Source organism: Dactylosporangium sp. NBC_01737, from assembly GCF_035963215.1.
In the GTDB taxonomy this organism is placed as follows: Bacteria; Actinomycetota; Actinomycetes; order Mycobacteriales; family Micromonosporaceae; genus Dactylosporangium.
The window spans coordinates 13,709,256-13,733,299 of the sequence record NZ_CP109153.1 but is presented as its reverse complement, the minus strand read 5'-3'; the positions used below and the strand labels follow the sequence as shown (position 1 = coordinate 13,733,299).

At 71.7% G+C, this 24,044-nt stretch carries 21 protein-coding genes; 6 read left to right on the top strand and 15 right to left on the bottom strand.

Going from position 1 to position 24,044, the window contains the following annotated elements; all coding sequences use genetic code 11:
* Positions 1-99 precede the first annotated feature (99 nt).
* From OHA72_RS63505 to OHA72_RS63495, 3 genes are all read right to left on the bottom strand, one after another.
* Positions 100-2,169: a 3-hydroxyacyl-CoA dehydrogenase NAD-binding domain-containing protein gene (locus OHA72_RS63505; RefSeq protein WP_327005632.1), complete on the bottom strand. Its 2,070-nt coding sequence runs from the start codon at positions 2,167-2,169 to the stop codon at positions 100-102.
* A complete protein-coding gene (locus OHA72_RS63500) occupies positions 2,166-3,359 on the bottom strand; it encodes a thiolase family protein (protein ID WP_327005631.1) in 1,194 nt (397 codons plus the stop codon). Before OHA72_RS63500 ends, OHA72_RS63505 begins: the two co-directional genes overlap by 4 nt.
* 87 nt (positions 3,360-3,446) lie before the next feature.
* Positions 3,447-4,721 (bottom strand): HRDC domain-containing protein, encoded by a 1,275-nt coding sequence (locus OHA72_RS63495; protein ID WP_327005630.1) that lies wholly within the window; start codon positions 4,719-4,721, stop codon positions 3,447-3,449.
* A 426-nt stretch (positions 4,722-5,147) separates the two neighbouring features.
* Between OHA72_RS63495 and OHA72_RS63490 the strand changes: the two genes are divergently transcribed.
* Together OHA72_RS63490 and OHA72_RS63485 are read left to right on the top strand one after the other, a co-directional pair.
* Positions 5,148-6,089 (top strand): S1C family serine protease, encoded by a 942-nt coding sequence (locus tag OHA72_RS63490; protein ID WP_327005629.1) that lies wholly within the window; start codon positions 5,148-5,150, stop codon positions 6,087-6,089.
* A gap of 100 nt (positions 6,090-6,189) precedes the next feature.
* Positions 6,190-7,008, top strand: a complete 819-nt coding sequence (locus OHA72_RS63485) for a hypothetical protein (protein WP_327005628.1) — start codon at positions 6,190-6,192, stop codon at positions 7,006-7,008.
* 49 nt (positions 7,009-7,057) lie between these two features.
* Here the strand turns inward: OHA72_RS63485 and OHA72_RS63480 are convergent, their stop codons facing one another.
* Positions 7,058-7,606 carry a DUF3000 domain-containing protein gene (locus OHA72_RS63480; protein ID WP_327005627.1) on the bottom strand — a complete coding sequence of 183 codons (549 nt, stop codon included), beginning with the start codon at positions 7,604-7,606 and terminating at the stop codon, positions 7,058-7,060.
* Between the two features lie 80 nt (positions 7,607-7,686).
* Here OHA72_RS63480 and hemE point away from each other — a divergent pair, with 80 nt between their 5' ends.
* Complete coding sequence (gene hemE / locus OHA72_RS63475) at positions 7,687-8,700, top strand: uroporphyrinogen decarboxylase (protein ID WP_327005626.1); 1,014 nt, start codon at positions 7,687-7,689, stop codon at positions 8,698-8,700.
* Positions 8,701-8,713: 13 nt separating this feature from the next.
* On the opposite strand, the gene OHA72_RS63470 is transcribed toward hemE, so the two are convergent.
* The 3 genes from OHA72_RS63470 to OHA72_RS63460 all read right to left on the bottom strand — a co-directional run bounded on the left by OHA72_RS63470 (position 8,714) and on the right by OHA72_RS63460 (position 10,784).
* Positions 8,714-9,550: a HEAT repeat domain-containing protein gene (locus OHA72_RS63470; protein ID WP_327005625.1), complete on the bottom strand. Its 837-nt coding sequence runs from the start codon at positions 9,548-9,550 to the stop codon at positions 8,714-8,716.
* Positions 9,459-9,899, bottom strand: coding sequence for a hypothetical protein (locus OHA72_RS63465; RefSeq protein WP_327005624.1), 441 nt, complete (start codon positions 9,897-9,899; stop codon positions 9,459-9,461). Before OHA72_RS63465 ends, OHA72_RS63470 begins: the two co-directional genes overlap by 92 nt.
* Before the next feature lie 129 nt (positions 9,900-10,028).
* Entirely contained in the window at positions 10,029-10,784 is a 756-nt protein-coding gene (locus OHA72_RS63460) for an SDR family NAD(P)-dependent oxidoreductase (protein WP_327005623.1), read from the bottom strand.
* 22 nt (positions 10,785-10,806) lie between these two features.
* Between OHA72_RS63460 and hemG the strand changes: the two genes are divergently transcribed.
* The 3 genes from hemG to OHA72_RS63445 all read left to right on the top strand — a co-directional run bounded on the left by hemG (position 10,807) and on the right by OHA72_RS63445 (position 14,510).
* A complete protein-coding gene (hemG, locus tag OHA72_RS63455; RefSeq protein ID WP_327005622.1) occupies positions 10,807-12,165 on the top strand; it encodes a protoporphyrinogen oxidase in 1,359 nt (452 codons plus the stop codon).
* A 4-nt stretch (positions 12,166-12,169) separates the two neighbouring features.
* On the top strand, positions 12,170-12,868 hold the full coding sequence (gene hemQ / locus OHA72_RS63450; RefSeq protein ID WP_327005621.1) for a hydrogen peroxide-dependent heme synthase: 699 nt from the start codon (positions 12,170-12,172) through the stop codon (positions 12,866-12,868).
* 601 nt (positions 12,869-13,469) lie between these two features.
* Positions 13,470-14,510 carry an IS30 family transposase gene (locus tag OHA72_RS63445; RefSeq protein WP_442788399.1) on the top strand — a complete coding sequence of 347 codons (1,041 nt, stop codon included), beginning with the start codon at positions 13,470-13,472 and terminating at the stop codon, positions 14,508-14,510.
* A 503-nt stretch (positions 14,511-15,013) separates the two neighbouring features.
* Here the strand turns inward: OHA72_RS63445 and OHA72_RS63440 are convergent.
* From OHA72_RS63440 to OHA72_RS63405, 8 genes are all read right to left on the bottom strand, one after another.
* On the bottom strand, positions 15,014-15,448 hold the full coding sequence (locus tag OHA72_RS63440) for a GNAT family N-acetyltransferase (protein WP_327011934.1): 435 nt from the start codon (positions 15,446-15,448) through the stop codon (positions 15,014-15,016).
* A 2-nt stretch (positions 15,449-15,450) separates the two neighbouring features.
* Positions 15,451-16,773, bottom strand: coding sequence for an FAD-dependent oxidoreductase (locus tag OHA72_RS63435; protein WP_327011933.1), 1,323 nt, complete (start codon positions 16,771-16,773; stop codon positions 15,451-15,453).
* A 56-nt stretch (positions 16,774-16,829) separates the two neighbouring features.
* Positions 16,830-17,906 carry a hypothetical protein gene (locus OHA72_RS63430; protein ID WP_327005620.1) on the bottom strand — a complete coding sequence of 359 codons (1,077 nt, stop codon included), beginning with the start codon at positions 17,904-17,906 and terminating at the stop codon, positions 16,830-16,832.
* A gap of 53 nt (positions 17,907-17,959) precedes the next feature.
* Complete coding sequence (locus tag OHA72_RS63425) at positions 17,960-18,424, bottom strand: GNAT family N-acetyltransferase (protein WP_327011932.1); 465 nt, start codon at positions 18,422-18,424, stop codon at positions 17,960-17,962.
* Between the two features lie 5 nt (positions 18,425-18,429).
* On the bottom strand, positions 18,430-19,944 hold the full coding sequence (locus OHA72_RS63420) for a deoxyguanosinetriphosphate triphosphohydrolase family protein (protein WP_327005619.1): 1,515 nt from the start codon (positions 19,942-19,944) through the stop codon (positions 18,430-18,432).
* Positions 19,941-20,831, bottom strand: coding sequence for a methyltransferase domain-containing protein (locus OHA72_RS63415; RefSeq protein ID WP_327005618.1), 891 nt, complete (start codon positions 20,829-20,831; stop codon positions 19,941-19,943). Before OHA72_RS63415 ends, OHA72_RS63420 begins: the two co-directional genes overlap by 4 nt.
* An 18-nt stretch (positions 20,832-20,849) precedes the next feature.
* On the bottom strand, positions 20,850-23,120 hold the full coding sequence (locus tag OHA72_RS63410) for a hypothetical protein (RefSeq protein ID WP_327005617.1): 2,271 nt from the start codon (positions 23,118-23,120) through the stop codon (positions 20,850-20,852).
* Between the two features lie 132 nt (positions 23,121-23,252).
* Positions 23,253-24,017 carry a TetR/AcrR family transcriptional regulator gene (locus tag OHA72_RS63405; RefSeq protein ID WP_327005616.1) on the bottom strand — a complete coding sequence of 255 codons (765 nt, stop codon included), beginning with the start codon at positions 24,015-24,017 and terminating at the stop codon, positions 23,253-23,255.
* Positions 24,018-24,044: the final 27 nt, after the last annotated feature.

Genomic DNA, 24,044 nt, shown 5'->3' with positions numbered 1-24,044 from the left:
TCCGTGCAGCCGGGGGGACTGCGAGCGAACCCCGCCAACGCTAGGCGTCGACGGGGTCCGCGGCAGATATTTACCAAATGTGCCCTCGAAAGGGTGAACTTACGGGGCGTTGGCCACGCCGGGTGCGAGGAACCGTGCGCCGGTCACCTTCTCCGAGATGCCCTCGCGGTCCAGGTACGGCGTGACGCCGCCCAGGTGCATCGGCCAGCCCGCGCCGAGGATCATGCACAGGTCGATGTCGCGTGCGTCGGCGACGACGCCCTCGTCCAGCATGAGCCGGATCTCGCGGGCCAGGGCGGCGGTCGCCTCGTCGCGCAGCTCGTCGGCGGTCGACGGGGAGTCGCCGACCTGCAGCAGCGCGAGGACCTCGGGGTCGGGGCTGCCCTCGGCGTCGGTGAAGCCGCGCTTGCCGGCCTCCACGACCCGCCCCAGGTTGGCCGATACGCCGAACCGGTCCGGGAACGCCGCGTGCAGCGTCTCCGCCACGTGGTGCGCGACCGCCGGGCCGACCATGGTGAGCAGCGCCATCGGCCGCATCGGTAGGCCCAGCGAGTCCAGGGCCGAGTCAGCGACGGGGATCGGGGTGCCGTTGTCGACGGCGGCGGTGACCACGCCGAGGAAGCGGGTCAGCAGCCGGTTGACCACGAACGCCGGGGCGTCCTTGACGAGCACCGAGGACTTCTTCAGGGCCTTGCCGACGGCGAACGCGGTCGCGAGGGTCACGTCGTCGGTCTGGTCGGCGCGGACGATCTCCAGCAGCGGCATCAACGCGACCGGGTTGAAGAAGTGCAGCCCGACGACCCGCTCCGGGTGGGCGAGCCCGGCGGCCTGCTCGCTGACCGACAGCGAGGACGTGTTGGTCGCCAGGACGCAGTCGTCGCGGACGATCTTCTCGACCTCGGCCCAGACCTGCTTCTTGACGCCGAGGTCCTCGAACACGGCCTCTAGGACCAGGTCGGCGTCGGCGAACGCGGCCTTGTCGGCCGAGCCGCTGACCAGTCCGCGGAGCTTCGCCGCCTTGCCCGGGTCGAGGCGCTTCTTCGACACGAGCTTGTCGATCTCGGCGTGGACGTAGCCGACGCCCTTGTCGACGCGGGCCTGGTCGAGGTCGGTGAGCACGACCGGGACCTCGAGCCGCCGCACGAACAGCAGCGCCAGCTGGGAGGCCATCAGGCCGGCGCCGACGATGCCGACCTTGTTGACGTCGCGGGCGAGGCCCTTGTCGGGCGCGCCGGCGGGCCGCTTCGCGCGGCGCTGGACGAGGTCGAACGCATACAGGCTGGCCCGGGCCTGGTCCCCCATGATGAGGTCGGCGAGCGCCTCGTCCTCGGCGGCGGTGCCGTTCTCGAAGGTCGACGATTTCGCCAGGGCCATCAGTTCCAAGGCTTTGTTGGCGGAGTTGACCGCGCCGTGCAGGCGCTCGTCGAGCTGGTGCTTGGCGAAGAACAGCACGCCGTCCCACATGTCCCGGTCGATCTCGGGGCGGATGACGGTGACGGTGCCGTCCACGACGCCCTCCGCCCACGCCAGGGACCGCTCCAGGTAGTCGGCCGGCTCGAAGATCTCGTCGGCGATGCCGAGCTCGCGGGCCTGCGCCGGCTTGAGCGTCTTCTGGGTCAGCGGGTTCTGCAGGATCACCTGCGCGGCGGGGGCGATGCCGATGAGGTTCGGCAGCAGCTGGGTGCCGCCCCAGCCGGGCACGAGACCGATCGCGACCTCGGGCAGCGCGAGCGCCGCGGCACCCGAGGAGACCGTGCGGTAGTGGCAGTGCAGCGCCACTTCCAGGCCGCCGCCCATCGCGGCACCGTTGATGAACGCGAACGTCGGTACCGGCGAATCCTTGAACTTCCTGAACACCCGGTGCCCGTACCGGCCGAGCTCCACGGCCTGCTCACGCTCGGTGAGCAGCGGCATGCCGGTGATGTCGGCGCCGACGCAGAAGATGTAGGGCTTGCCGGTCAGGGCGATGAACTTCGGCGCGGCCGCGACGGCCTCGTCGATCGCCGCCTCCAGGCTCGCCAGGCCGCCGGGGCCGAACGAGTTGGGCTTGGTGTGGTCGAAGCCGTTGTCCAGGGTGATGAGCGCGGCGCGCTCACGCGAAGGCAGGGTGACGAAGCGCAGCAGCGCCTTGGTCACGACCTCGTTGGGGTTCGAGATGGCCGCGCTCACTTGTCGCCCTTCCAGTTCGGGTTCTCCCAGATCACGGATGCGCCCATGCCGATGCCGACGCACATGGCGGTGAGGCCGTAGCGGACCTCGGGGTGCTCGGCGAACTGCCGCGACAGCTGCGTCATGAGCCGCACGCCGGAGGACGCCAGGGGGTGCCCGACGGCGATCGCGCCGCCCCACTGGTTGACCCGGGGGTCGTCGTCGGCGATGCCGAAGTGGTCGAGGAAGGCGAGGACCTGCACGGCGAACGCCTCGTTGAGCTCGAACAGGCCGATGTCCTCAATGGACAGCCCGGCCTGGCGCAGCGCCTTCTCGGTGGCCGGCACCGGGCCGTACCCCATGACCTCGGGCTCGACGCCGACGAAGCCGAAGGACACCAGGCGCATGCCGACGGGCAGGCCCAGCTCCAGCGCGACGTCCTCGGCGGCGAGGATCGCGGCGGTGGCGCCGTCGTTGAGGCCCGCGGCGTTGCCGGCGGTGACCTTGCCGTGCGGGCGGAACGGGGTCTTGAGGGTGGCGAGCTTCTCCAGGTTGGTCTCGCGGGGCGCCTCGTCGACCGTGGCCAGGCCCCAGCCCGCCTCCGGGTCGCGGGTGGCGACGCTGACCAGGTCGGGCTGCAGCTTGCCGGCCTGATACGCGGCGGCGGTCTTCACCTGCGACGCGTAGCCGAACTTGTCGGCCCGCTCCTTGGTGATGCCGGGCAGCCGGTCGTGCAGGTTCTCCGCGGTGGAGCCCATGACGAGCGCCGACGGGTCGACCAGCTTCTCGGCAAGGATCCGCGGGTTGGGGTCGACGCCCTCACCCATCGGGTGGCGGCCCATGTGCTCCACGCCGCCGGCGATCGCGACGTCATAGGCGCCGAAGGCGATCCCGCCGGCGACGCTGGTCACCGCGGTCAGGGCGCCGGCGCACATGCGGTCGATCGAGTAGCCCGGGACGGTCTTGGGCAGACCCGACAGCAGGGCGGCGGTGCGGCCGATGGTCAGGCCCTGGTCGCCGATCTGCGTGGTTGCCGCGATCGCGACCTCGTCGACCCGCTCCGGCGGCAGCTGCGGGTTGCGGCGCAGCAGCTCGCGGATACAGCGGATGACGAGGTCGTCGGCGCGGGTGTTGGCATACATCCCACCGGCCTTGCCGAACGGGGTGCGCACGCCGTCGACGAAGACGACGTCGCGGACGGGACGGGGCACGGGTGTCCTCCTAGCGACGAATTACCGGCCATGTTACTCGCCAGTAGGTCCGCTGCGCCTGTGGATCCGCCCACACCCCGCCCGTCGCTATTCCGCGGGTACCTCCAGGGCCTGGGTGAGACCCGGGGTCACCAGCGCGACCTGCCACGGGCGTGCGCCGTAGCCGGACAGCACCGCGCCCACCGCCTCCTCCGTCAGCTCCTCGGGCGGGGACCAGGCCAGCCGCCGTACCGAATCCGGGGTGATCAGGTTCTCCGGAGGCACCCGGTTGGCCGTGGCCAGGCCGGTCACCAGCTCCCGGCACCGCGCCAGGCGGCCCGCCGCGACGGGGTCCCGCTCGGCCCACCGGTGCGGCGGGGGAGGCCCGTCCGACGGCGGGGTGGTCGGCAGCTCCTTGTCCGGCAGCGCCCTGGCGTCGGACAGCGCGGTCAGCCACGTCGGCGCGAGCCGGCGCACCGACCGGCCGCCGAACCCGGCGAGCGCGAGAAGCGTCCGCTCGTCCTTCGGGTCGGCCTCGGCGGCGGCGATGATGGCCGCGTCGGCGAGGACCCTGCCGGGGCTCGCGTCCCGGCGCGCGGCGACCTCGTCCCGGGCGTGCCACAGCGCCCGGACCCGGGCGAGGGCGCGCGCGCCCCGGACCCGGTGGATGCCCGACGTGCGGCGCCACGGGTCGGCGCGCACCCGCGGCGGGTCGCCGGCGGAGGCGACCAGCGCGGCGAACTCCTGCGCCGCCCACTCCGTCTTGTCCTGCTCGTGCAGCTCCTCGACGAGCCGGTCGCGCAGCTGCAGCAGCAGCTCGACGTCCAGCGCCGCGTAGGTGAGCCAGGAGGCCGGCAGCGGCCGCGTCGACCAGTCCGCCGCCGAATGGTGCTTCTCGAGGGTGTAGCCCAGCAGCGACTCGGTCAGGGCGGCCAGGCCGACCCGCTCGAAGCCGCACAGCCGCGCCGCGAGCTCGGTGTCGAAGAGCCGCGTCGGGCGCAGCCCCAGCTCCGTGAGGCACGGCAGGTCCTGACTGGCGGCGTGCAGGATCCATTCGGTGGGCGAGATCACCTCGTCGAGCTCTGGCAGCTGTCCGAAGGGGAGGGGGTCGATCAGGACGGTGCCGGCACCGGCACGGCGCAGTTGCACGAGATAGGCCCGATGCGTGTACCGGTAGCCGGAGGCGCGCTCGGCGTCCACGGCGACGGGACCGCTGCCCTGGGCGAAGCGCTCGACGGCGCGTGCGAGCTCCGCCCGGTCGGTGATCGGCTCGGGCGTCCCGTCTTGGGGGGCGGTCAGCAGGACGGGCTCGGTCTTGTCGTCCGGTTTGTCCGGACTGTCTGGCTCCTCGTCCCGACGCCGCGCGGGGGGTTCGTCGGTCACCCGGACCACGGTACGTTGCGGCACCGGCGCGCCGATGCAGCCGGGTCCGGCGCGTCGGTTTCCGGTGCCCCGTGGGACGGTGCCGGGTGGCCCGCGACACGCGATTTCGGGACGGACAAAAGCGGGCTGTGCCGGTACGGTCGCGAGCACGGCAGGAACCGGTACTTCTGGTTGTGTCCGTTGGTTGCCACGGAGGTCGCGGGGCTTGTGCGGGCGGTTTAGGGTGAGGCCGACTGCGATGCCGCACATCGACCGCGCCGCAGGACAAACGGGTGGAATTGTGACAGGAAGGAAACGAGAAGCATGACGGCCGGGTATGACCCCTCCAACCCGGTGGCTTCCGGAACCCCCGATTCGTACGATCGTCCGCGACACGCGGACCGATCCGGCGACGATTCGGAGCGACTCGGTCCACTTCCTCCACGCATGACATCCACCGGTTCGTTCCCGGCCGCCGGCGTGTCCCCCGCGGGCGGCCCGTCCACCGGCGCGTTCCCGGTGGAGCCGACGAGCGCCTGGCCCGTCTCCGCGCCCTCCGGCCCGCCGCCGCACAGCGTGCCCCCGCATCCCGGACACCACCCCGGCGCCCCCGCCCGGCGCGGCCGCAGCGGCCCGCTCGCGCTGATCCTGGTGGTGGTCCTGCTGCTTGTCGTCGGTGTGCAGGCCGCGTTCATCGTCAGGCTCGATTCCCGCCTGAGCAGGGCCGAGAAGGCCGCCAGCGCCGCGAAGCAGACCGACGAGTCCCGGCTCAAGGCCCTCGAGGACCGCACCGACAAGCTGGAGGCCAAGACCGGCGGCAATCTCGACGCCGCCGAGGTCGCCGCGAGCGTGCGCCCGAGCGTGTTCCGCGTCACCACCAAGTACGCCACCGGCACCTCCTTCGCGCTCGGCAAGACCGCACCCGCGGGCGGCGGCACGAACCTGATCACGAACTACCACGTCGTGCAGGAGGCGTACGAGAGGGGTGAGCGCGACGTCAGCATCGAGCGCACCGGCCAGCGCTTCCCGGCGAAGATCATCGAGGCCCACCCCGACAAGGACCTGGCACTGCTGCACACCGACGAGGAGTTCACCCGGCTCGTCGCCGCGCCGCAGGTGCCGAAGGTCGGCGAGCCCGTGCTTGTCGTCGGCGCGCCCCTCGGCCTGGAGGACACCGTCACCACCGGCGTCGTCAGCGCGTTCCGCTCGCTCAGCGGCGAGAACCTGATGCAGTTCGACGCGGCGATCAACCCCGGCAACTCCGGCGGGCCCGTGTTCAACGCCAAGAAGGAGGTGGTCGGCGTCGCGACGCTCAAGGCGCGGGAAGCCGAAGGCATCGGACTGGCCATCCCGATCTCCGTGGTCTGCGAAACGATCAGCATCTGCTGATCACCCTCGACCTGCACCACGTCGCCGCGTCCCGGTCGCGGCGGCCGTTCGACCCCCGCCCGGGGCGCTGCCCGGAGGGATCATCAGGAGGAAGAAAGAGATGACGTACCCCAATAACCCCCAGGGCAACCCCAACGAGGGCTACGCGTACCCCGACCCGAACGCGCCGCAGGGGGCCTACCCGCAGCAGCCCGCGCAGCCGAACCCGTATGGCGCCCCGGTGCCGCAGCAGCCCGCGCCGGTCCACGACCAGAGCTACGGCCAGCCGCAGCCCAACCCCTATGACCAGGGCACCACGCAGCTGCCGCAGTACGGCGAGCAGCCGCCGGCGTCCTACAACCTGGAGCCGTCGGTGTCCGCGCCGCCGACCTCGCCCATGATGATGAACCCGCCGATGTCGGCGCCGCCGATGTCCGGCCCGCCGATGTCCGGCCCGCCGGTCGCCTACGGCCCGGTCTCCGGCCCGCCCGGATACGCCCAGGGCGGCTACCAGACCCCCGGCGCGCCGCCGAAGAAGAGCATCGCGGTGCCGATCCTCGCCAGCCTCCTGGCCCTCGCGATCATCGCGGCCGGCGTCTTCGTCGGGCTCTACGTCGACAAGAGCGGCAAGCTCGACAAGTCCGAGAAGCTCGCGTCGCAGCGCCAGGACAGCCTGACCTCGACGCAGGGCGAGCTCGACAAGACCAAGACCGACCTCAAGGCCAAGGCCGACGAGCTCACCAAGGCCCAGCAGGACCTGCGTGGCGTCACGGCCGACAGCACCGAGTCGAAGCGCCAGCGTGACGTCATCGGCACCTGCCTGAAGCTGCTGCTCGAGGCCCTCGACGCGTCCGCCAAGGGCGACAAGACCACCCTGCAGAACAAGCTCAACGAGATGGACAAGCCGTGCGACGAGGCTGAGGTCCTGCTCGGAATCTGAGCACCGTGACGTGACGAAGGGCGGGCCCGCGGGCCCGCCCTTTCGTGTCTCAGTGCAGCGCCGTCACGCCCGGCGGGGGCAGGCCCGCGGTGGAGGCCAGCAGCGCGCACCACGCGTGCACGTGGGCCTGCATGTCGTCGTCCGTCGGCGTCCACGACGCCCGGATCTCCAGGTCCGCCGCCGTCGGCGGGCCGGCCAGGTCACCGAAGCGCGTCGACAGCGTCTGCGTGACCGTCCCGCCGATCGCCGTGTACGCGGCGCCGTGACCCTCCAGCGCGTCGGTCAGCCAGCTCCAGCCGACCCCGGGCAGCAGCGGGTCCGCGGCGAGCTCGGCCTCCAGCTCCGCCGTCACATACGTGACGAGGCGCATCGTGCCGTCCCACGCGTCGTGCCCGGCCGGGTCGTGCAGCAGGATCAGCCGCCCCGTGGCGACCTCGTCGCCGTCGCGCAGCACCGTGCCGCTCATCGCGTGCGCGAACGGCGCGAGCCGCTGCGGCGCCGGCATCTCCTCGAGCTCGATCTCGGGCCGCGCCGTGACCGCGCGCAGGTCCTCCACCGCCCGGGTGAACGTTGGGGGAGTAGCGGTCGATGGCGCCATACCGGAAGAGTAAGGCGCAAACCCACGCAGGGGGTGCCGCCGCGCCGCCGTTGCGCACGCAGTGAAACGATGACTTCGCTATGACTGACAATTTGCTTCTGCGTGCCGCCCGCGGCCAGGCGGTGCCGCACCCCCCGGTCTGGTTCATGCGCCAGGCGGGCCGCTCCCTGCCCGAATACCGCGCGTTGCGGGCCGGCATCGGCATGCTCGAGTCGTGCCGCCGGCCGGACCTGGTCTGCGAGATCACCCTCCAGCCGGTCCGCCGCCACAAGGTCGACGCGGCGATCCTCTTCAGCGACATCGTCGTGCCGCTGCAGGCCGCCGGTGTCGACCTGGACATCGTCGCCGGCACCGGCCCCGTCGTCGCCGCACCGATCGCCACCATGGCCGACGTCGACGCGCTGCCGGGCCTGAGCCCCGACGCCGTCGGCTTCGTCGCCGAGGCGATCCGGCTGCTGCTCGCCGAGCTCGGCCCGACCGCGCTCATCGGCTTCGCCGGGGCGCCGTTCACGCTCGCCAGCTATCTCGTCGAGGGCGGGCCGTCGCGGCACCACGTGAAGACGAAGGCCCTCATGTACGGCGCACCCGACGTCTGGCACGCCCTGTGCGCCCGCCTGGCCGACATCACCCTCACGTTTCTGCGGGTCCAGGCCGATGCCGGGGTGCACGCGGTGCAGCTGTTCGACTCCTGGGCCGGGGCCCTGTCCGAGGCCGACTACCGCCGCTACGTCCTGCCGCACTCGCGCCGTGTCCTGGCCGGTCTGGACGACACAGGGCTACCGAAGATCCATTTCGGCGTCGGCACCGGGGAGCTCCTGCCCGCCATGGCCGAGGCCGGCGCCGACGTGGTCGGGGTCGACTGGCGCACCCCGCTCGACGTGGCCGCGGGGCGGGTCCCCGGCAAGGTTCTGCAGGGCAACCTCGACCCGTGCGTGCTGTTCGCGCCGTGGGAGGTCGTGGAGACCGAGGTGCGACGGGTGGTCGCCGAGGGCCGCAAGGCGCCCGGGCACATCTTCAACCTCGGCCACGGTGTCATGCCCGAGACCGACCCTGACGTGCTGAGCAGGGTCGTGTCGCTGGTGCACTCGCTCTAGCCGCCGGGCCGGGCTAGTAGGTGGGGCTCCACCGCCACCAGCCGTGGTCGCCGGCGAGCTGGGCCAGTCGCGAGCCAAGCATCAGCGACGTGGCCCGGGCCTCGCCGGCGAGCCGGGCGTGCACCTGCTCGGCGATCTCCGGCGCCCGGTACTCGGCGTGCTCCAGCAGCTGCAGGGTCACCGTCCACCAGTACCGGTCGTCGTCGCTGGCGTGCGGGGCGCCGCCGGCGAACCACTCCGCGAGCCCGTCGAGCAGGTCGTCGCCGACCCCGTCGGGGTCCGTCAGCCGCAACGCCGCGCAGACCCGCGCGACCACGTCGTCGTCCCAGCCCGACAGATGGCCGCGCACCAGCGTGTGCAGCGACGGGTGCCCGAGCGCACCGGCCGCGTCGATCTCCAGCGAGAACACGTTGTCGCGGGCCAGCCGCTCCTGCAGCACCGGCAGGATCCGCTCGTCGCGCCGCCGGGCCAGCCCGAGCAGCGCCTCGCACCGGGTGTCGTCGTGCGGGTCGTCGAGCCGCACGACCAGCGCGTCGCGCAGCACCGGGGCGTCCACCTCGGACAGTTGGGTACCGAGGGCGAAACACGCCCAGTCCCGCACGTCGTCGTCCGGGTCGTTGCTCAGGACCAGCAACGCGCGCACGGTGTCGTCCGGCGCCGCCTCGCCCAGCACACTCGGCAGCGCCTGCGCGACCGCCCGCCGGACCCGCGCGTCGTGGTGGCGGATCAGCGGCAGCAGCAGCGGCAGCGCCTCGTCGTCATAGCACCAGGCGACGGCGTCGGCCAGCTCCGCCGGTGACGTCGTCGTGTCGGCCAGCAGCGCCGAGATGGTCCTCGCGGTCGGCTCCACGTCGTCGACCGGCGCCGCACGGGCCGCGGCCGCCGCTGCCGCCCGCGGCGGCCGCCGCCGGGTCGGCGAGTTCGGCCAGGTCCGCGATGACGTCGGCGAGCGGGTCCACCGCGTGGGCGTCCCCGTCCGGTCCGCCCGGCTGCCCGGCGGTGTGCCCGGCGCCGATCTGCCACGGGTCCGTGCTCCACGGCTCCGCGCTCCACGGCTCAGGGCGCCACGGCTCGGCACTGCGGGGTTCAGCGCTGCGTGGTTCGGCGGTCCACGGCGCGTGACCGCCGCCGGCGCCGGGATCCAGCGCGCGGTCGCTCGGCTCGTCCGGTGACGGTCGGGAGGACGCGAGGTCGCTCATCCGAGAGAGTGTGCTCGCCTCCGGCGAGATGTTCCAGAGGGGTTCGCCCCACAGATGGACATCCCCCTGGTCAGATTCGCCCGACCCGACGACATATCGACGCACTTCGGATGTACCCGCAGCCGGCGTTCAGCGTCCCCGGCTGTCCAGTCGCAGCGACTGCCACGACCCGTCCGCCGCCCATCCGCCGTCCACGGACAGTGCGGCGCCGTTGATGAAACCGGACCGCTCCGGGTCGGCGAGGAACGCCACCGCGCGGGCCACGTCCTCCGGCTGCGCGAACCGTGCCATCGGCACATGATCGGTGATGTCGGTGTCCGCGTACGCGCCGGACGCCTGCGACTCGTCGTCCATCTCCGTCTTCACCCAGCCGGGGCAGACCGCGTTGACCCGGATGCCGCGACCGCCCCACTCGACGGCCAGGGTGCGGGTCATGCCGATCAGGCCGTGCTTGCTCGCGTTGTACGCCACCCGGTCCGCGACCCCCAGCAACCCCGCCACCGAGGCGATGTTGACGATCGAACCGGTGCCACGGACCAGCATTCGCCGCCCGAACGCCCGGCACAGCAGGAACGGCCCGGTGAGGTTCACCTCCATCACCCGCCGCCACTGCGCCACGTCGGTGTCCTCGGCGGGCGCGATCGAGGCGATGCCGGCGTTGTTCACGAGGACGTCGCAGCCGCCGTACACCGCCTCGACCTCGCTCACGAACCGCGCGACGTCGCCCTCGTCGGAGACGTCGCCGGTGAACATCAGCCCGTCCAGATCGACCGGTCTCGTGTCGATGACCGCCAGCTGGTACCCCTCCGCCGCCAGCAACTCGGCGGTCTTGCGGCCGATGCCCTGCGCCGCGCCGGTGACGACGGCCACTCGCGTTTCTGTCATATGGCGACCATAGACTCGGAGCATGACTGGAGGGGCACGGCGACGGGTCGTGGTGATCGGCGGCGGCATCGCCGGTCTCGCCGCGGCGCACCGCCTGCACGAGCGCGCCCCGCATCTCGACGTGGTGCTGTTCGACCAGGGCGAGCGTCCCGGTGGCAAGCTGCGCACCGTCGAGCTGGCCGGCGGCCCGGTCGAGCGGGGCGCCGAGTCGTTCCTGTCCGGCGACCCGGCCGGCGGCCCGAGCGCCGCCGTGCGGCTGGCGGAGCAGGTCGGCCTCGGCGACGCGATCGTGCACCCCGCCACGTCGAAGGCCGCGGTCGCGGTCGACGGCGGCCTGCACGACCTGCCGCCCGGCACCCTCATGGGCATCCCCGTCGACACCGACCCTGCCGAGCGCCCGTCCGGCGGCCCGCTGCTGCGCCCCGGCGAGGACGTGACCGTCGGCGGCCTGGTCCGCCCGCGCCGCGGCGACCTTGTCGTCGACCGGTTCGTGGAGCCGCTCCTCGGCGGCGTCTATGCGGGCCGCGCCGACCGGCTCTCGCTGCGCATGGCGCTGCCCGCCCTCGCCGACGCGGCCGAGCGCTCCGACACCCTCACCGGCGCCGTCCGGTCTGCCCTGGCCGCGCGGCGCAGCACGCCGGGCGCCCCGGTGTTCAGCACCGTCCAGGGCGGCATGAGCCGGCTCGTCGACGCCCTCGCCGCGGCCCTGCCCGACGTCCGGCTCGGCCTGCCCGTGCGGGAGCTGCGCCGGCACGGCCCCGGCTGGCGCCTCACCGTCGGCTCCACCCGCGACGCGTCCACAGTGGACGCCGACGGTGTCGTCCTCGCCGTGCCCGCCACCCCCGCCGCCCGCCTGCTGTCCACAGTGGACGGCGTGCAGGGCGTGCCGCTCGGCTATGCCAGCGTCGCGCTCGTCGCGTTGGCGCTGCCCACCACCAAGCTGCCCGAGCTGTCGGGGTTCCTGGTCCCGGCGACCGAGGGGTTCGCGGTCAAGGCCGTCACGTTCTTCGACCAGAAGTGGGCGCACCTGCGCCGCCCCGGGCTGACCCTCGTGCGCGCCTCCGTCGGCCGCGCCGGCGACGAGCACCAGCTGCAGCACACCGACGCAGACCTGCTCGACCTGGTCCGCGACGAGGTGGCCCGCCTCCTCGGCGCCGACCGCCTGCCCGACCCCGTCGACGCCGCCGTCTTCCGCTGGGGCGGCGGCCTCCCGCAATACGAGCCGCACCACCGCGACCGCGTCGCCGCGCTGCGCGCCGCCCTCACCGCCCACCCGGCGATCACGGTCGCCGGCGCCGCCTATGACGGCGTCGGGATCCCCGCCTGCGTCACATCGGGGTGGACCGCCGCCGACACGCTGCTCCAGGCCCTGGAAGGATAGCGACATGACCAGCAACGCCGCCCGCATCCGCGAGCTGAACGACTCGATCCGCTACACGATGTGGTCGGTGTTCCAGGCGGCGACCCCGCTGCGCGCCGAGGCCCGCGAGGGTGCCGCCGCCGAGGCGACCGCGTTCCTCGCCGACCTGGCCGCGAAGGACGTCGTGGTCCGCGGCACCTATGACGTCGCCGGCCTCCGCGCCGACGCCGACCTCATGATCTGGTGGCACGCCCCGAGCGCCGAGGCCCTCCAGGAGGCGTATGCGGCCCTGCGCCGCACCGCCCTCGGCGCCCACATCCGGCCCGTCTGGTCGCAGATGGCCCTGCACCGCCCCGCCGAGTTCAACAAGAGCCACATCCCGGCGTTCCTGGCCGACGAGGAGGCCCGCGCCTGGGTCTGCGTCTACCCGTTCGTCCGCTCCTACGAGTGGTATCTGCTGCCCGACGAGGAGCGCCGCGCCATGCTCGCCGAGCACGGCAAGATGGCCCGCGGCTATGCCGACGTCCGCGCCAACACGGTGGCCAGCTTCGCCCTCGGCGACTACGAGTGGATGCTGGCCTTCGAGGCCGACGAGCTGCACCGGATCGTGGACCTGATGCGCGAGCTGCGGGCGTCGACGGCCCGTCGCCATGTTCGCGAGGAGATCCCGTTCTACACGGGGCGGCGGCGGGACATCGCTGACCTGATCGCCAACCTTCCGTAGGCGTTTTCGTTTCGCTTTTGGCTTTGTTGCTCTTCGCGTGCGTGTTCGGCATGCCCGTAATAGAAAATCCATCACGGCTGCGGCCTTCGTGGTTCCGCGCAGCCTGTCGGCAGCGCGACAGGTAGCGCGGTCACCGTCCGTGCCGTAGTTGCGGTGATCCCAAGCCAGGTCCGCGCTCACATGATCCAGCGCCGTCGAGCGCATCATTCGGTGCTACAACACCGTCGCTGGTCAAAAAGCGAAGCCCATCGATCACTGGACCGGGCGGTGCCGGCACACGGGCGGCAATCTTCCGCCCTGGTCGGTGATCGAAGGACGGCTGCGGTCGTCCGGGCGGCCACGCCTGTCCTTGGATCATGAGGGGGTTGGTGTGGGTCGGCTGCCGTTGGCCTCTGGGGCGAGTGGAGTCGCAGTTTCGCCTGCTGCGTGTTGTGCGGGGGTCGGGGCCCGTATGGCTCTGGGCGGACTGGGGAATGCCAGGCTCGGGACGGCGATCTCCCGCCCTGGTCGGTGATCGAAGGAGGGCCGTGGTCGTCTGGGCGGGCTCAAGAGGTGGTTGCAACACTCCGAGTCATGATCGATAGATGGGTGTGTGCAGCTAGTGGCGTCTCGGTTGTCGTTCGCGGAACGGGAAGAGATCTCGGTGGGGCTGGCCCGGGGTGAGTCGAGGCGGGTGATCGCGGCCCGGTTGGGTCGGGCGGCGTCGACGGTGTCCCGGGAGATCTTCCACCATTCCAACCACCGCTGGTCCGGGCTGGGTCAGCCGGGTCTGGTGTACCGGGCGACGCGGGCGCAGGTGTCTTCGGACGCGTTCAAAGCGAGGTCGAAAGCGGGGAAACTCACCGCGGCGTCGCCGTTGCGGGACGCGGTGATCGCCCGGCTCGAGGACCGGCATTCCCCGCAGCAGATCGCTCTACGGTTGCGGGAGGACTTCCCGGACGACAGGACGATGTGGGTGTCACACGAGACGATCTACCACGCCATATACCTGCAGGCCCGCGGCGGTCTGCGCGCGGAACTGACCCGGCAGAAGGCACTGCGGTCCGGGCGCGTCAACCGGCGCCCCCGTGCGGCCGAGGCCGGCGCGGTCCGCTCCAACCGGCCCTGGCTCGGGCTGCGCATCAGCGACCGACCGGCCGAAGCAGCGGACCGGGCCGTGCCCGGGCACTGGGAAGGTGACCTCCTCATCGGCAAGCACGGCACCACCGCGATCGCGACCCTCGTCGAACGCACCACCCGGTTCGTGATCCTCGTCGCCCTGCCCGACAGCCGCGTCAGCGAACACGTCATCGCCCAGCTGACCGCGAAAATGACGCAGCTGCCCGAGGAACTCCTGCGGTCGCTGACCTGGGACCAGGGCACCGAAATGGCCCTGCACGCCCGGTTCAGCATCGCGACCGGCTGCCCCGTGTTCTTCTGCGACCCGCACAGCCCCTGGCAACGCGGCTCGAACGAGAACACCAACGGACTGCTCCGCGAGTACTACCCCAAAGGCATCCACACCTTCACCACCACCAGCCAGGCCGACCTGGACGCCACCGCCGCCCAACTCAACCGCCGACCCCGTGAAACACTCGGATGGCGAACCCCCGCAGAAAAACTCGCAGAACTCCTGACCAGCAACGTTGCAACCACCTCCTGAAACCGCCCTGGATGGCCACGCCTGTCCTTGGATCATGAGGGGGTTGGTGTGGGTCGGCTGCCGTTGGCCTCTGGGGCGAGTGGAGTCGCAGTTTCGCCTGCTGCGTGTTGTGCGGGGGTCGGGGCCCGTATGGCTCTGGGCGGACTGGGGAATGCCAGGCTCGGGACGGCGATCTCCCGCCCTGGTCGGTGATCGAAGGACGGCCGTGGTCGTCTGGATGGCCACGCCTGTCCTTGGATCATGAGGGGGGTGGGTGTGGGTCGGCTGCCGTTGCGTTGTGGGTGATCTGTGTTTGAACCAGCGACGGTGTTGTAGCACCGAATGAGGCGCTCGACGGCGCTGGATCATGTGAGTTCGGGCCTGGCTTGGGATCACCGCAACTACGGCACGGACGGTGACCGCGCTACCCGTCGCGCCACCGGAGACTGCGTGGAACCACCAAGGCCGCAGCCGTGCTGGAATTCTATTACGGGCATGACAAACACCGCACGCGAACAGTGCCCTCAGGACGGGGCGGGTCGGTGCATGGGTACGTGCTCGATGCCGTCGTCCAGGAATGTCGGGCCGGACGTGGTGAAGCCGAAGCGTTCGTAGATGCGGATGGCCGTGGTCTGTGCGTTCAGGGCAGCGGGACGGGGGCCCACGATGGAGACCGCCTCGGCGAGCAGCCGGGCGGCCAGACCCTGGCCGCGGTGAGCGGGGGAGGTCACGACGCGGCCGATGCGGGCGGTGCCGTCCGGTTCGGTGAGGACGCGCAGGCAGGCGGTCACGGCGCCGGACGGGTCGGTGAGCCAGACGTGGACGGTGTCGGGTTCGGTGTCGCGGCCGTCCAGGTCGGGGTACACGCACTGCTGTTCGACGACGAAGACGTCGCTGCGGAGGCGGAGCAGGGCGTACAGGGTGGAGACGTCCAGGTCGGCGAACGGGGCGCTGTGCATGATCACGGCTTGAGCGTAGCCAGCTGCTCGGCGGCCTTGCGGGCGGCGATGAGGACGGGGTCCCAGACGGGGGCGAAGGGGGGTGCGTAGGAGAGGTCCAGGCCGGTCATCTCCTCGACGGTCATGCCGTGCCACAGGGCGACGGCGAGGGCGTCGATGCGTTTCGCCGCGCCTTCCTGGCCGACGATCTGGGCGCCGAGCAGGCGGCCGGTGGTGCGTTCGGCAATGATCTTCGTGGTGATGGGGAGGGAGCCGGGGTAGTAGCCGGCGCGGGTGGTGGATTCGGTGACGGTGGAGAAGGTGGCGAAGCCGGCCGTGAGGGCTTCGGCGGTGGACAGACCGGTGCGGGCGACCTCGTACGAGCAGATCTTGGAGACCGCGGTGCCGACGACGCCGGGGAAGGTGGCGTAGCCGCCGCCGATGTTGATGCCGACGGCGCGGCCCTGCTTGTTGGCGTGGGTGCCGAGGGCGACGGCGGCGGGGCGCTGTGAGATCAGGTGGAAGACCTCGACGCAGTCGCCGGCGGCCCAGATGCCCTCGGCGGAGGTGCGCAGGCGGCGGTCGACGGTGATGCCGCCGGTCGCGCCGACGGCGATGCCCGCGTCGGCGGCGAGTTTGCTGTTGGGGCGGGTGCCGAGGCCGAGGATGACGATGTCCGCGGGCAGCGTCTCGCCGGCGGTGCGCACGCCGGTGACCCGGCCGTCGGTGACGTCGAATCCTTTCAGGGCGCAGGACAGCCGCAGGTCGACGCCGAGGCCGCGCAGCGCGTCGGCGACGAGGACGGCCATGTCGGGGTCGAGGGTGCGCATCGGCTGGTCGGCGGCGTCGATGAGGGCGACCTCCAGGCCGCGGCTGATCATCGCCTCGGCCATCTCCAGGCCGATGTAGCCGGCGCCGACGACGACGGCTCTGCGGGGGCGGTCGGACTCCAGGAATTCCAGGATCCGGATCCCGTCCTCCAGGGTCTGCACGCCGTGGATGCCGGCGGCGTCGACGCCGGGCACGTCGGGGCGGGCCGGCACGCCGCCGGTGGCGATGACGAGTTGGTCGAAGGGTTCGGCGTAGGAGTCGGCGCCGGAGCGGACGGTGACCTCGCGGCGGTCGACGGAGATGGCGACGACCTCGCTGCCGAGGCGCAGGTCGATGTCGAGCTTGCGGAACTCGGCCGGGGTCCGGGCGACGAGGTCGTCGGGCCCGGCGACGTCGCCGGCGATGAGGTAGGGGATGCCGCACGCCGAGTACGAGACGTGCCGCCCCTTCTCGAACGCCACGATCCGCAGGTCGCCGACGGGCCGCCGTCGGCGGGCCTGCGAGGCGGCGCTCATCCCCGCGGCGTCGCCGCCGATCACCACCAGCCGCTCCACAGAAGTCACCCGATCATTTAATCGTGTTTGTCGGGTGCGGGGATGGCGGCGCCGGTGTCGTCCCAGACGTTTCCCGAATTGGCGCTCAGGCTGGTCTGGGTGCTGATGAGGATCGGGCAGACGAACATGCTGTTGCGGCCGAAGCGGTTGTTCACCACGGCGATGCCGGTCATCGGGGTGGGGCCGCCGCCGCGGTGGGCGAAGTTCAGCACGCAGTGGCCGCCGTCGAGCCAGTTGCTCTCGACCCGGATGTCGCCGCTCGCGCCGCCCTCCTGGGTGACCTGGTAGGCGGCGTTGGCGTTGGCGCCCGGGTACAGCACGTTGTGCCGCAGCGTGATCCGGCGCTTCCCGCGGGTGTCGACGGCGTCGTTGACGGTCTCGCCGCCGCCGGGGGCGCCGCTGCGGTAGAACGTCAGGTCGTGGATCCAGGAGTCCTGGACGGTCACGTCGTTGCCGGCCTTCACACCGTCGACGGTGCCGTGGATGTTGACCCGGGTCAGGGTCGTCGCGGCGGCCCAGACGCCGTCGAGGCAGGCGTTGGGGCTGGCGGGGGCGATCTCGACGTCCTCGATGACGGCGCTGCCCTCGACCTGGACGACCGCGGCCGAGCAGCGCGCCGCACCGCCCCGCACGATCGAGTTGCGCAGCGTCACGTTCTTCCCGGTGATGCGGACGTAGCCGCGGATGTCGGCGTTGGCCACGACGGCGTTGTCGGTGGCGAGCGTCTGATCGCCGTTGAGCACCGTCAGCGTGGTCCCGGCGATGACGCCCGTGTTGCCGGCGGCGGGCTTCCCGCCGCCCCGGGACACGACCCGCGGTGCCGCCGTCGGCGACGCGCTGGGCGAGGCGGACACCGACGGTGACGGAGATCGGGAGGCGGTCGGGGACGCGGCGCCGGGCAGGCCCGCCATCTCCGCGGACCGGCGCTGCTCGGGCGTCATGCCGTCCGCGGACGTCCGCTCGGACGGCTGCGTCAACGGATACACCAGCACCGCGGTCAGTGCCACCGTGGCGACGCCGGCGACGGCGACACCGATCGGCCCCCAGTGAATGACGCGGCGCCCAGTCGCCGGAAGATCACTCTCGGTGGTCACCGACCCTTTCTAGTGGTACAGGAGTGACGTCCGCAACCTATTGATGCACACGGTTATTCAAGTGCCTTCGACATCTGCTGTGAAGTCGTCTCGAACCCCAACGATTCGTACAGCTGCCGTGCGCCCGGATTGTGGCCGAAGACGTTGAGGCCGAGCCGGGTGACGCCGCGGGCACGCAGTTCGTCCTCGGCGGCGAGCATCAGCGCGCGACCGTGGCCGCGGCGGCGGTGCGCCTCGTCGACCTGGATCTCGTAGATCCAGGCCTGCGGCCGCTCGGACGTCGGCAGCCCGATCCACAGGAACCCGACGACCTCGCCGTCCACCTCGCCGGCGAACATCAGCTGCCCCTCGGTTGCCAGGCCGTCGGGCAGCAGCGCGGCGAACTGCCGATCGACCCGTTCGGTGGCCTCGTCAAGCGTGGCGCGGCCGGCCTTGACCTCGTCAAGCGCGTATTCGGCCTGCAGCGCGGGCACGCGCCGGTCGTACTCGGCCTGGGTGAGCGGTCGTATTGTGAGCATGGTGCTCACAATACGAAGGCGTCCGTCCACAGCTGCCGGGACCGGCCCGACAGCGCGTCGAGGAGGCCGACCGCCTGGCCGTCGGTGAGCGCGGCGACGAAGTCCACGATCGCCCGGCCGCGCGCCATGGCCGTCATGTCGACGTCCTCGCCGGCCAGGCCGTAGTCGGCCGCGGTCAGGCCCTGGACCTCGGCGAACGCCATCTCGACCAGGTCGTGCAGGCGCCGCGGCAGGCGGGCGGCCTCGGCCGGGTCGATCAGCCACGCGTGCAGCGCCTCGACCAGCGCGCCCAGCAGCCGCGCCTGGCCCCGCTGGTGCAGCGCCAGGTCGGGCCGCTCCAGGACGAACCGGTGGTGCACGAACTTCAGCACCTGCACCTCGTGCCACTGCGCGGTGCCGAGCGCCACGTGGCCGGAGCGCATCGGCGGCTCCTCCCGCACGTGGATCGCGTCGATGAGCCGGCGGGTCCACCGCGCCGAGAACCGCGCGACGTTCTGCTCCGCCTCGACCGAGCCGTCGAACGGCGCCGCGAGCAGCCCGTCGACCAGCTCGTGGCGCACGTGCTCCACGGCCGCCCAGAACGCGTCGTCGTCGCTGATCCAGCCGTCCTTGCGGAACAGGTCGCGGCGCAGCAGCTCCACGGACCGGCCCGGCCGGCGGGCGGTGTGCCGCAGCTCGGCGAGGTCCAGGCCGCGTAGCTCCGTCGCATCACGCTGCCACGCCATCAGCTCCGTCGCCACGGTGCCCTGCTGCAGGACCCCGACACGGTGGAAGTCCTCGAGGTCGTGGATGGCGTAGGCGATGTCATCGGCGGTGTCCATCACGGACGCCTCCACGGTCTGCTGCCACCGCGCGAGCAGGCCGTCGAACGGCGCGCGGGCCTGGCGCAGGTCGGCCAGCTCGGTCACGTAGGCGCCGAACTTCACGGACCCTGCCGCGGGGTCCTCCGGGTCGACCCCGGCTCCTCGCGGTGTCGGATGCATCAGGTGTACGTGCGGCGAAGGGTAGGTCCGCCGGGTCCATGGGTATTTCGCCATGGCCGCCCGGACCGCGGCGGTCAGGTCCAGCCCGACGGTCGAGCCGCTGATCTCGGTGCTCGTCACGATCCGGTAGGACTGTGCGTTGCCCTCGAACCCGTCGGGGAGCCCGAGCCGCTGCCGGGCGAGCCGGTCCAGGACCCGCTCGCCGAGGTGCCCGAACGGTGGGTGGCCGAGGTCGTGCGCGAGGGCCGCCGCCTCCACCACGTCGGCGTCGCAGCCGCCGAGCTTGTCCAGCAGCGCCTGCGCGCCGGCCGCGGGGGAGCACAGCCGCTCCGAGATCCCGCGGGCGACACTGGCGACCTTCAGGCTGTGGGTGAGCCGGTTGTGCACCAGCAGCCCGGACCCGCCGGGGCTGATCACCTGGGTGACGCCGCCGAGGCGGGCGAAGAACGGTGACGCGACGATCCGGTCGCGGTCGGCCCGGAACGGGTTGCCGGACAGGTCGCCGTCGGTGCCGCCGAAGAGTCGTGCGTCCCTCATGAAGGCTTACGAACCTCGATGACGAAACCGCTCGCGGTCACCGCCGCCGCCGGGTGGTGCGCCAGCAGCAGATCCAGGACCTTCAACGGGGAGAGGATCCAGGTGAGCGGGAGGATGGCGCGGTACAGCCGCATGCTGCCGAACGACAGCAGCATCGCCAGCCACTCCTGCAACGTCCACAGCATGCCCGACGTGGGTCCGGCGCCAACCTTGACGCTGAGCACCTCGAACTGCGGGAACTGCTCGCGCAGCCCGACCTCGGTGTAGCGCTGGAAGTCATACGGCGAGGCGTGGAACGGCTGCATGAACGGCACGAACACCAGCATCCGGCCGCCGGGGCGCAGCAGGCGGTGCATCTCGGCGATGTGCTCCGCCGGGTCCGGCACGTGCTCCAGCACCGCGATGCTGATCCCGCCGGCGAGGCTGCCCTCCGCGAGGGGCACGTTGCGCAGGTCGGTGACGATGTCGACGTTGGGGTAGGTGCCGCCGTCCATGCAGATGACCCGCTGGTCGCGGCGGTGGGTGCCGCAGCCGAAGTCGGCGACGAGGTCCCGATCGAGGTCGAAGCTGCGCAGGAACGGCATGATCAGGTTGCGGTCCATGACCGGCGACAGGACCTTGATCGCCGTCGGATATACCTTGTTGAACCGTTTCTTGACGAACTCCTTGATCCGGTTCAGCGCGTCGGCGGTGAGCTCCTCGGACTCGAACCCGCCGAACTTCAGCTGGCCGCCCCGGCGCCTTCCGGTGTGACCGCAGGCGGCGCAGGTGATCGTGTCGCCGCCGTCGAGCCGCAGCTGCGCGTGACATGCGGGGCACGCGAGGACCTCGGCGAGGCGCGCCTGGCGGCCGGCCGCCGACGCTTCCATCGCGGGGGCGTCAGTCACAGTGTCGTTCATCATCCCTCAGCGGATCTCGTAGACGGCGATGTCCCCGGCGCGGTGCCTGAACTGCGCGAACTCGCCCAGCGTCGGCGCGGGAGCGCTGTGGGCCTCGTCGACGAACAGCCACCGCACACGGTACTGGTCGCGCAGCTTACCGATCGTGTCCGCCGACGGCGCCGAGAAGGCCGCGTCGTTGTCCGCGAGCAGCTGCTCGTTCCAGTACGGCGCCCAGACGGCATTGGTGCCGGTCGCGGCGGCCATCTCGTGCGTGCGGTTGGTGAAGCCCCAGCCCTCGATCAGGAAGCGGCGCTCGGAGTACGCGGAGAACGCGAAGTGCCGGTTGTCGCACACGTCCTTCGGGGTGTCGCTGGCGATGACGCAGTGCGCGTTCGTGGCGACCAGGTCGTCGGGCTTGGAGTGGTCGCGCAGCCACCGGCCGGCGTCCTTGGTGCCCTTGGGGATGAACGGCTGGTACTGCTGGACGCCGCGCCAGCCGGCCTGGTTGGCCTCGCGGGTCGTCTCGTGCAGGTGCAGCAGCGTGGTGACCAGACAGACGCCGGCCAGCATGCTCGCGTAGACGGTGCCCTTGGCCGGGAACGAGGAGCGGCGCACGAACCACGCGGCGACGCCGAGCAGCGCGAACACCACCAGGTAGGGCCAGACCAGGTGGAACGCGGTCTGCACCGGCCCGCCCACGTTTGCCGGTCGCGGGGTCCGCTTCGGGTTGACCTCGTGGACCACGATCAGGATCGCGGCGCCGGTGAGGATCGCGCCGTACACCCACGTCAGCATCCGCCGCACGGGCACGTCGTTGGGCGTGATCATGGTCAGGCCGACCACCGCCGCGAGCGACAGGTAGGGCCGCCCGGACACCATGAACCAGCCCTCGGCGCCGCCCTCGTGCCCGAAGATCAGCAGCGCGCCGATGCCGGACAGGCCGATGCCGAACATCAGGATGACCGGGTCGGCGGAGATCTTCAGGTCGGGCCGGCGGCGCCTGGCGAGCCCGGTCAGGCCGAGCACCCCCGGCCAGATGCAGGCCCAGCAGGCGAACGTGATCAGCGTGACCAGCACCAGCCGCCACAGCGGGCCGACGCCGGGCAGCGCGAACGTGGCCGTGTAGGGCGCGCCGGAGATCCGCGCGAAGTGCAGCGGGTCGATCGCGAGGCCCTGCGCGGCGCCGCCGAACAGCACGAACTGGGCGAACAGCACCGCGACGAACGTGATCCCGGACGTGATCAGCGCGGCCGGGTGGACCCGCTTGCGGGTCAGCAGGCGCACCGCGATGACCAGCAGCAGCCCGGCCAGCAGCATCGGCAGGAACGTCGCCTTGCCACCGGTCACCGCCGCCATGAGCAGCACCACCAGGGCCCACCGCTTGCGGTTGGACACGGTGAGCACGTCGACCAGGACCAGCGCCAGCCCGGCGAACAGGATCGCGCCGAACGTCTGCGTCGGGCTCGTCCACATCTGGGCCCGCAGCGACGAGCCGTCCTCGTAGGCGTTGGTGCCGAAGGTGGAGAACCAGCCGCCGAGGCGCCACTGGTACGGCGTCGGGGTGAGTACGAAGTAGGTGGTGACCGCGGCCGCCGCGCCCGCCCACCACTTGCCGGTGAGCCGCTTGCCGAGCACGGCCACCAGCAGCAGGAACCCGAAGACCATCGGCAGCGGCGAGAGGCGCAGCAGCAGCACCTGCGGCTCGATGCCGGTGATCCACGACGTGGAGGCCATCTCGGCGTAGACGAACCAGTGGTAGAGCACCGGCTGCTCGGGCAGCCACGGCGAGGCCAGCGGCATGTGGTGCTTGGCGTCACCGAGCAGCGCGAGGTGGAACGGGGAGTCGCCGTCGGGGCTGAGCATGCCGGGCTCGGCCACGTCGTGGGTCGGGAAGAACCGGATGATGCTCCAGTAGAAGAGCACCAGCGCCGAGCCGGACAGGATCGCGGAGAACCAGAACGGGGTCTTCTCCTCGGCGCGGTCGGTGCCGCGCCAGTGCCGCCGCAGCCCGGGCACGAGCAGGAAGGTGGCGATCGTGGCGATCGGCCAGGCGACGGTCAGCAGCGGCAGCCCGATTGCCCTGGCGCCGATGTACACCATGACCTCGCAGGAGTAACCCACAGCGAGGCCCGCGGCCACGTCCTCGACGAACCAGCCGGGCCGCCCGCGGACCGCCCGCCAGAGCAGCATGCCCGGCAGGATGAGGCCCAGCGCGACATAGGTCGCGAAGATCGCGGTGGTCCAGATCGGCACGCCGTAGAAGGCCAGGCCGATGGGGATCAATACGCCGAGCACTGCCGGCGGCGCCCAAGCGGGCGGCTTTCGCCGGGCCGGGGCCGACGTCGGTGCCGCTGACGTGGGCTGTTCCACGGTTACTGCCACGTGATCCGCCGTTTCTTGAGATGACCGTCGCACCATATCAACGCATCACGGACAGTCGGGGACGCGCGTGCCGCCGGCCCGCCCGTCGATCAGCGTCGCTATACCGTCCAGGATGCGCGCCAGGCCGAACTCGAAGTCGGTGTCGGGCACATCGTCCGGCATGTCGAGTATGCCGGTTGCCAGGAGTCTGCCGATCGCGGGGAACCGCTGGGGGTCGACGAGTTTGCCGAGTAACTGACCGTAGGTGAGCATCGCCTCGTCGGCGGTCGTCCCGGACGCCTGCGCCGCCGCGGTGATGTCGGCGGTCAGCAGTGCCCAGTTCCGCGTGATGCCGTTCACGGTCATGATCGTGGAGAGCTTCTCGTACTCCTCCAGCGGTGTCGCGGCAAGGGTCCCCAGGCCGTAGTCCATCCACCCGACCTGGTTCGGGGTCAGCGGCGGCGAGCTGATCGGCACCCGCACGATCCACGGCTGCCGGCGCAGGATCCCCAGGTGCGTGCGGGCGAAGAGCAGCAGCCCCTCCCGCCAGTCCTCGCCCGGCGGCGCGTCCGGCGGCGGGCCGATCGCGGCGTCGACCATGAGGTCGAGCAGCTCGTTCTTGGCCGCGACGTAGCGGTACAGCGACATGGTCGACGCACCCAGCTCGGTCGCGACGCGGCCCATCGACACCGCGCCCAGGCCCTCCGTCGCGGCGACCCGCACACCCGCGGCGACGATCCGATCCAGGGTCAGCCCGGGCTTCGGCCCCTTGCCCGGCCGGGTGCGCAGACCCCAGGCGGCGGCGAGGACGGCGGGCATCTCGTTGTCCATTGACTCGGATTCTACTTCTGCGTATAA

What these genes read in the sequence shown, in the direction of transcription:
- hemQ (WP_327005621.1), top strand. Translation starts at nt 12,170, where the DNA reads ATGACCAGCAACGCCGCCCGCATCCGCGAGCTGAACGACTCGATCCGC.
- OHA72_RS63490 (WP_327005629.1), top strand. Translation starts at nt 5,148, where the DNA reads ATGACATCCACCGGTTCGTTCCCGGCCGCCGGCGTGTCCCCCGCGGGC.
- OHA72_RS63480 (WP_327005627.1), bottom strand. Translation starts at nt 7,606, where the DNA reads ATGGCGCCATCGACCGCTACTCCCCCAACGTTCACCCGGGCGGTGGAG.
- hemE (WP_327005626.1), top strand. Translation starts at nt 7,687, where the DNA reads ATGACTGACAATTTGCTTCTGCGTGCCGCCCGCGGCCAGGCGGTGCCG.
- OHA72_RS63485 (WP_327005628.1), top strand. Translation starts at nt 6,190, where the DNA reads ATGACGTACCCCAATAACCCCCAGGGCAACCCCAACGAGGGCTACGCG.
- OHA72_RS63460 (WP_327005623.1), bottom strand. Translation starts at nt 10,784, where the DNA reads ATGACAGAAACGCGAGTGGCCGTCGTCACCGGCGCGGCGCAGGGCATC.
- OHA72_RS63420 (WP_327005619.1), bottom strand. Translation starts at nt 19,944, where the DNA reads ATGAGGGACGCACGACTCTTCGGCGGCACCGACGGCGACCTGTCCGGC.
- OHA72_RS63405 (WP_327005616.1), bottom strand. Translation starts at nt 24,017, where the DNA reads ATGGACAACGAGATGCCCGCCGTCCTCGCCGCCGCCTGGGGTCTGCGC.
- OHA72_RS63425 (WP_327011932.1), bottom strand. Translation starts at nt 18,424, where the DNA reads ATGCTCACAATACGACCGCTCACCCAGGCCGAGTACGACCGGCGCGTG.
- hemG (WP_327005622.1), top strand. Translation starts at nt 10,807, where the DNA reads ATGACTGGAGGGGCACGGCGACGGGTCGTGGTGATCGGCGGCGGCATC.
- OHA72_RS63465 (WP_327005624.1), bottom strand. Translation starts at nt 9,899, where the DNA reads ATGAGCGACCTCGCGTCCTCCCGACCGTCACCGGACGAGCCGAGCGAC.
- OHA72_RS63440 (WP_327011934.1), bottom strand. Translation starts at nt 15,448, where the DNA reads ATGCACAGCGCCCCGTTCGCCGACCTGGACGTCTCCACCCTGTACGCC.
- OHA72_RS63435 (WP_327011933.1), bottom strand. Translation starts at nt 16,773, where the DNA reads ATGAGCGCCGCCTCGCAGGCCCGCCGACGGCGGCCCGTCGGCGACCTG.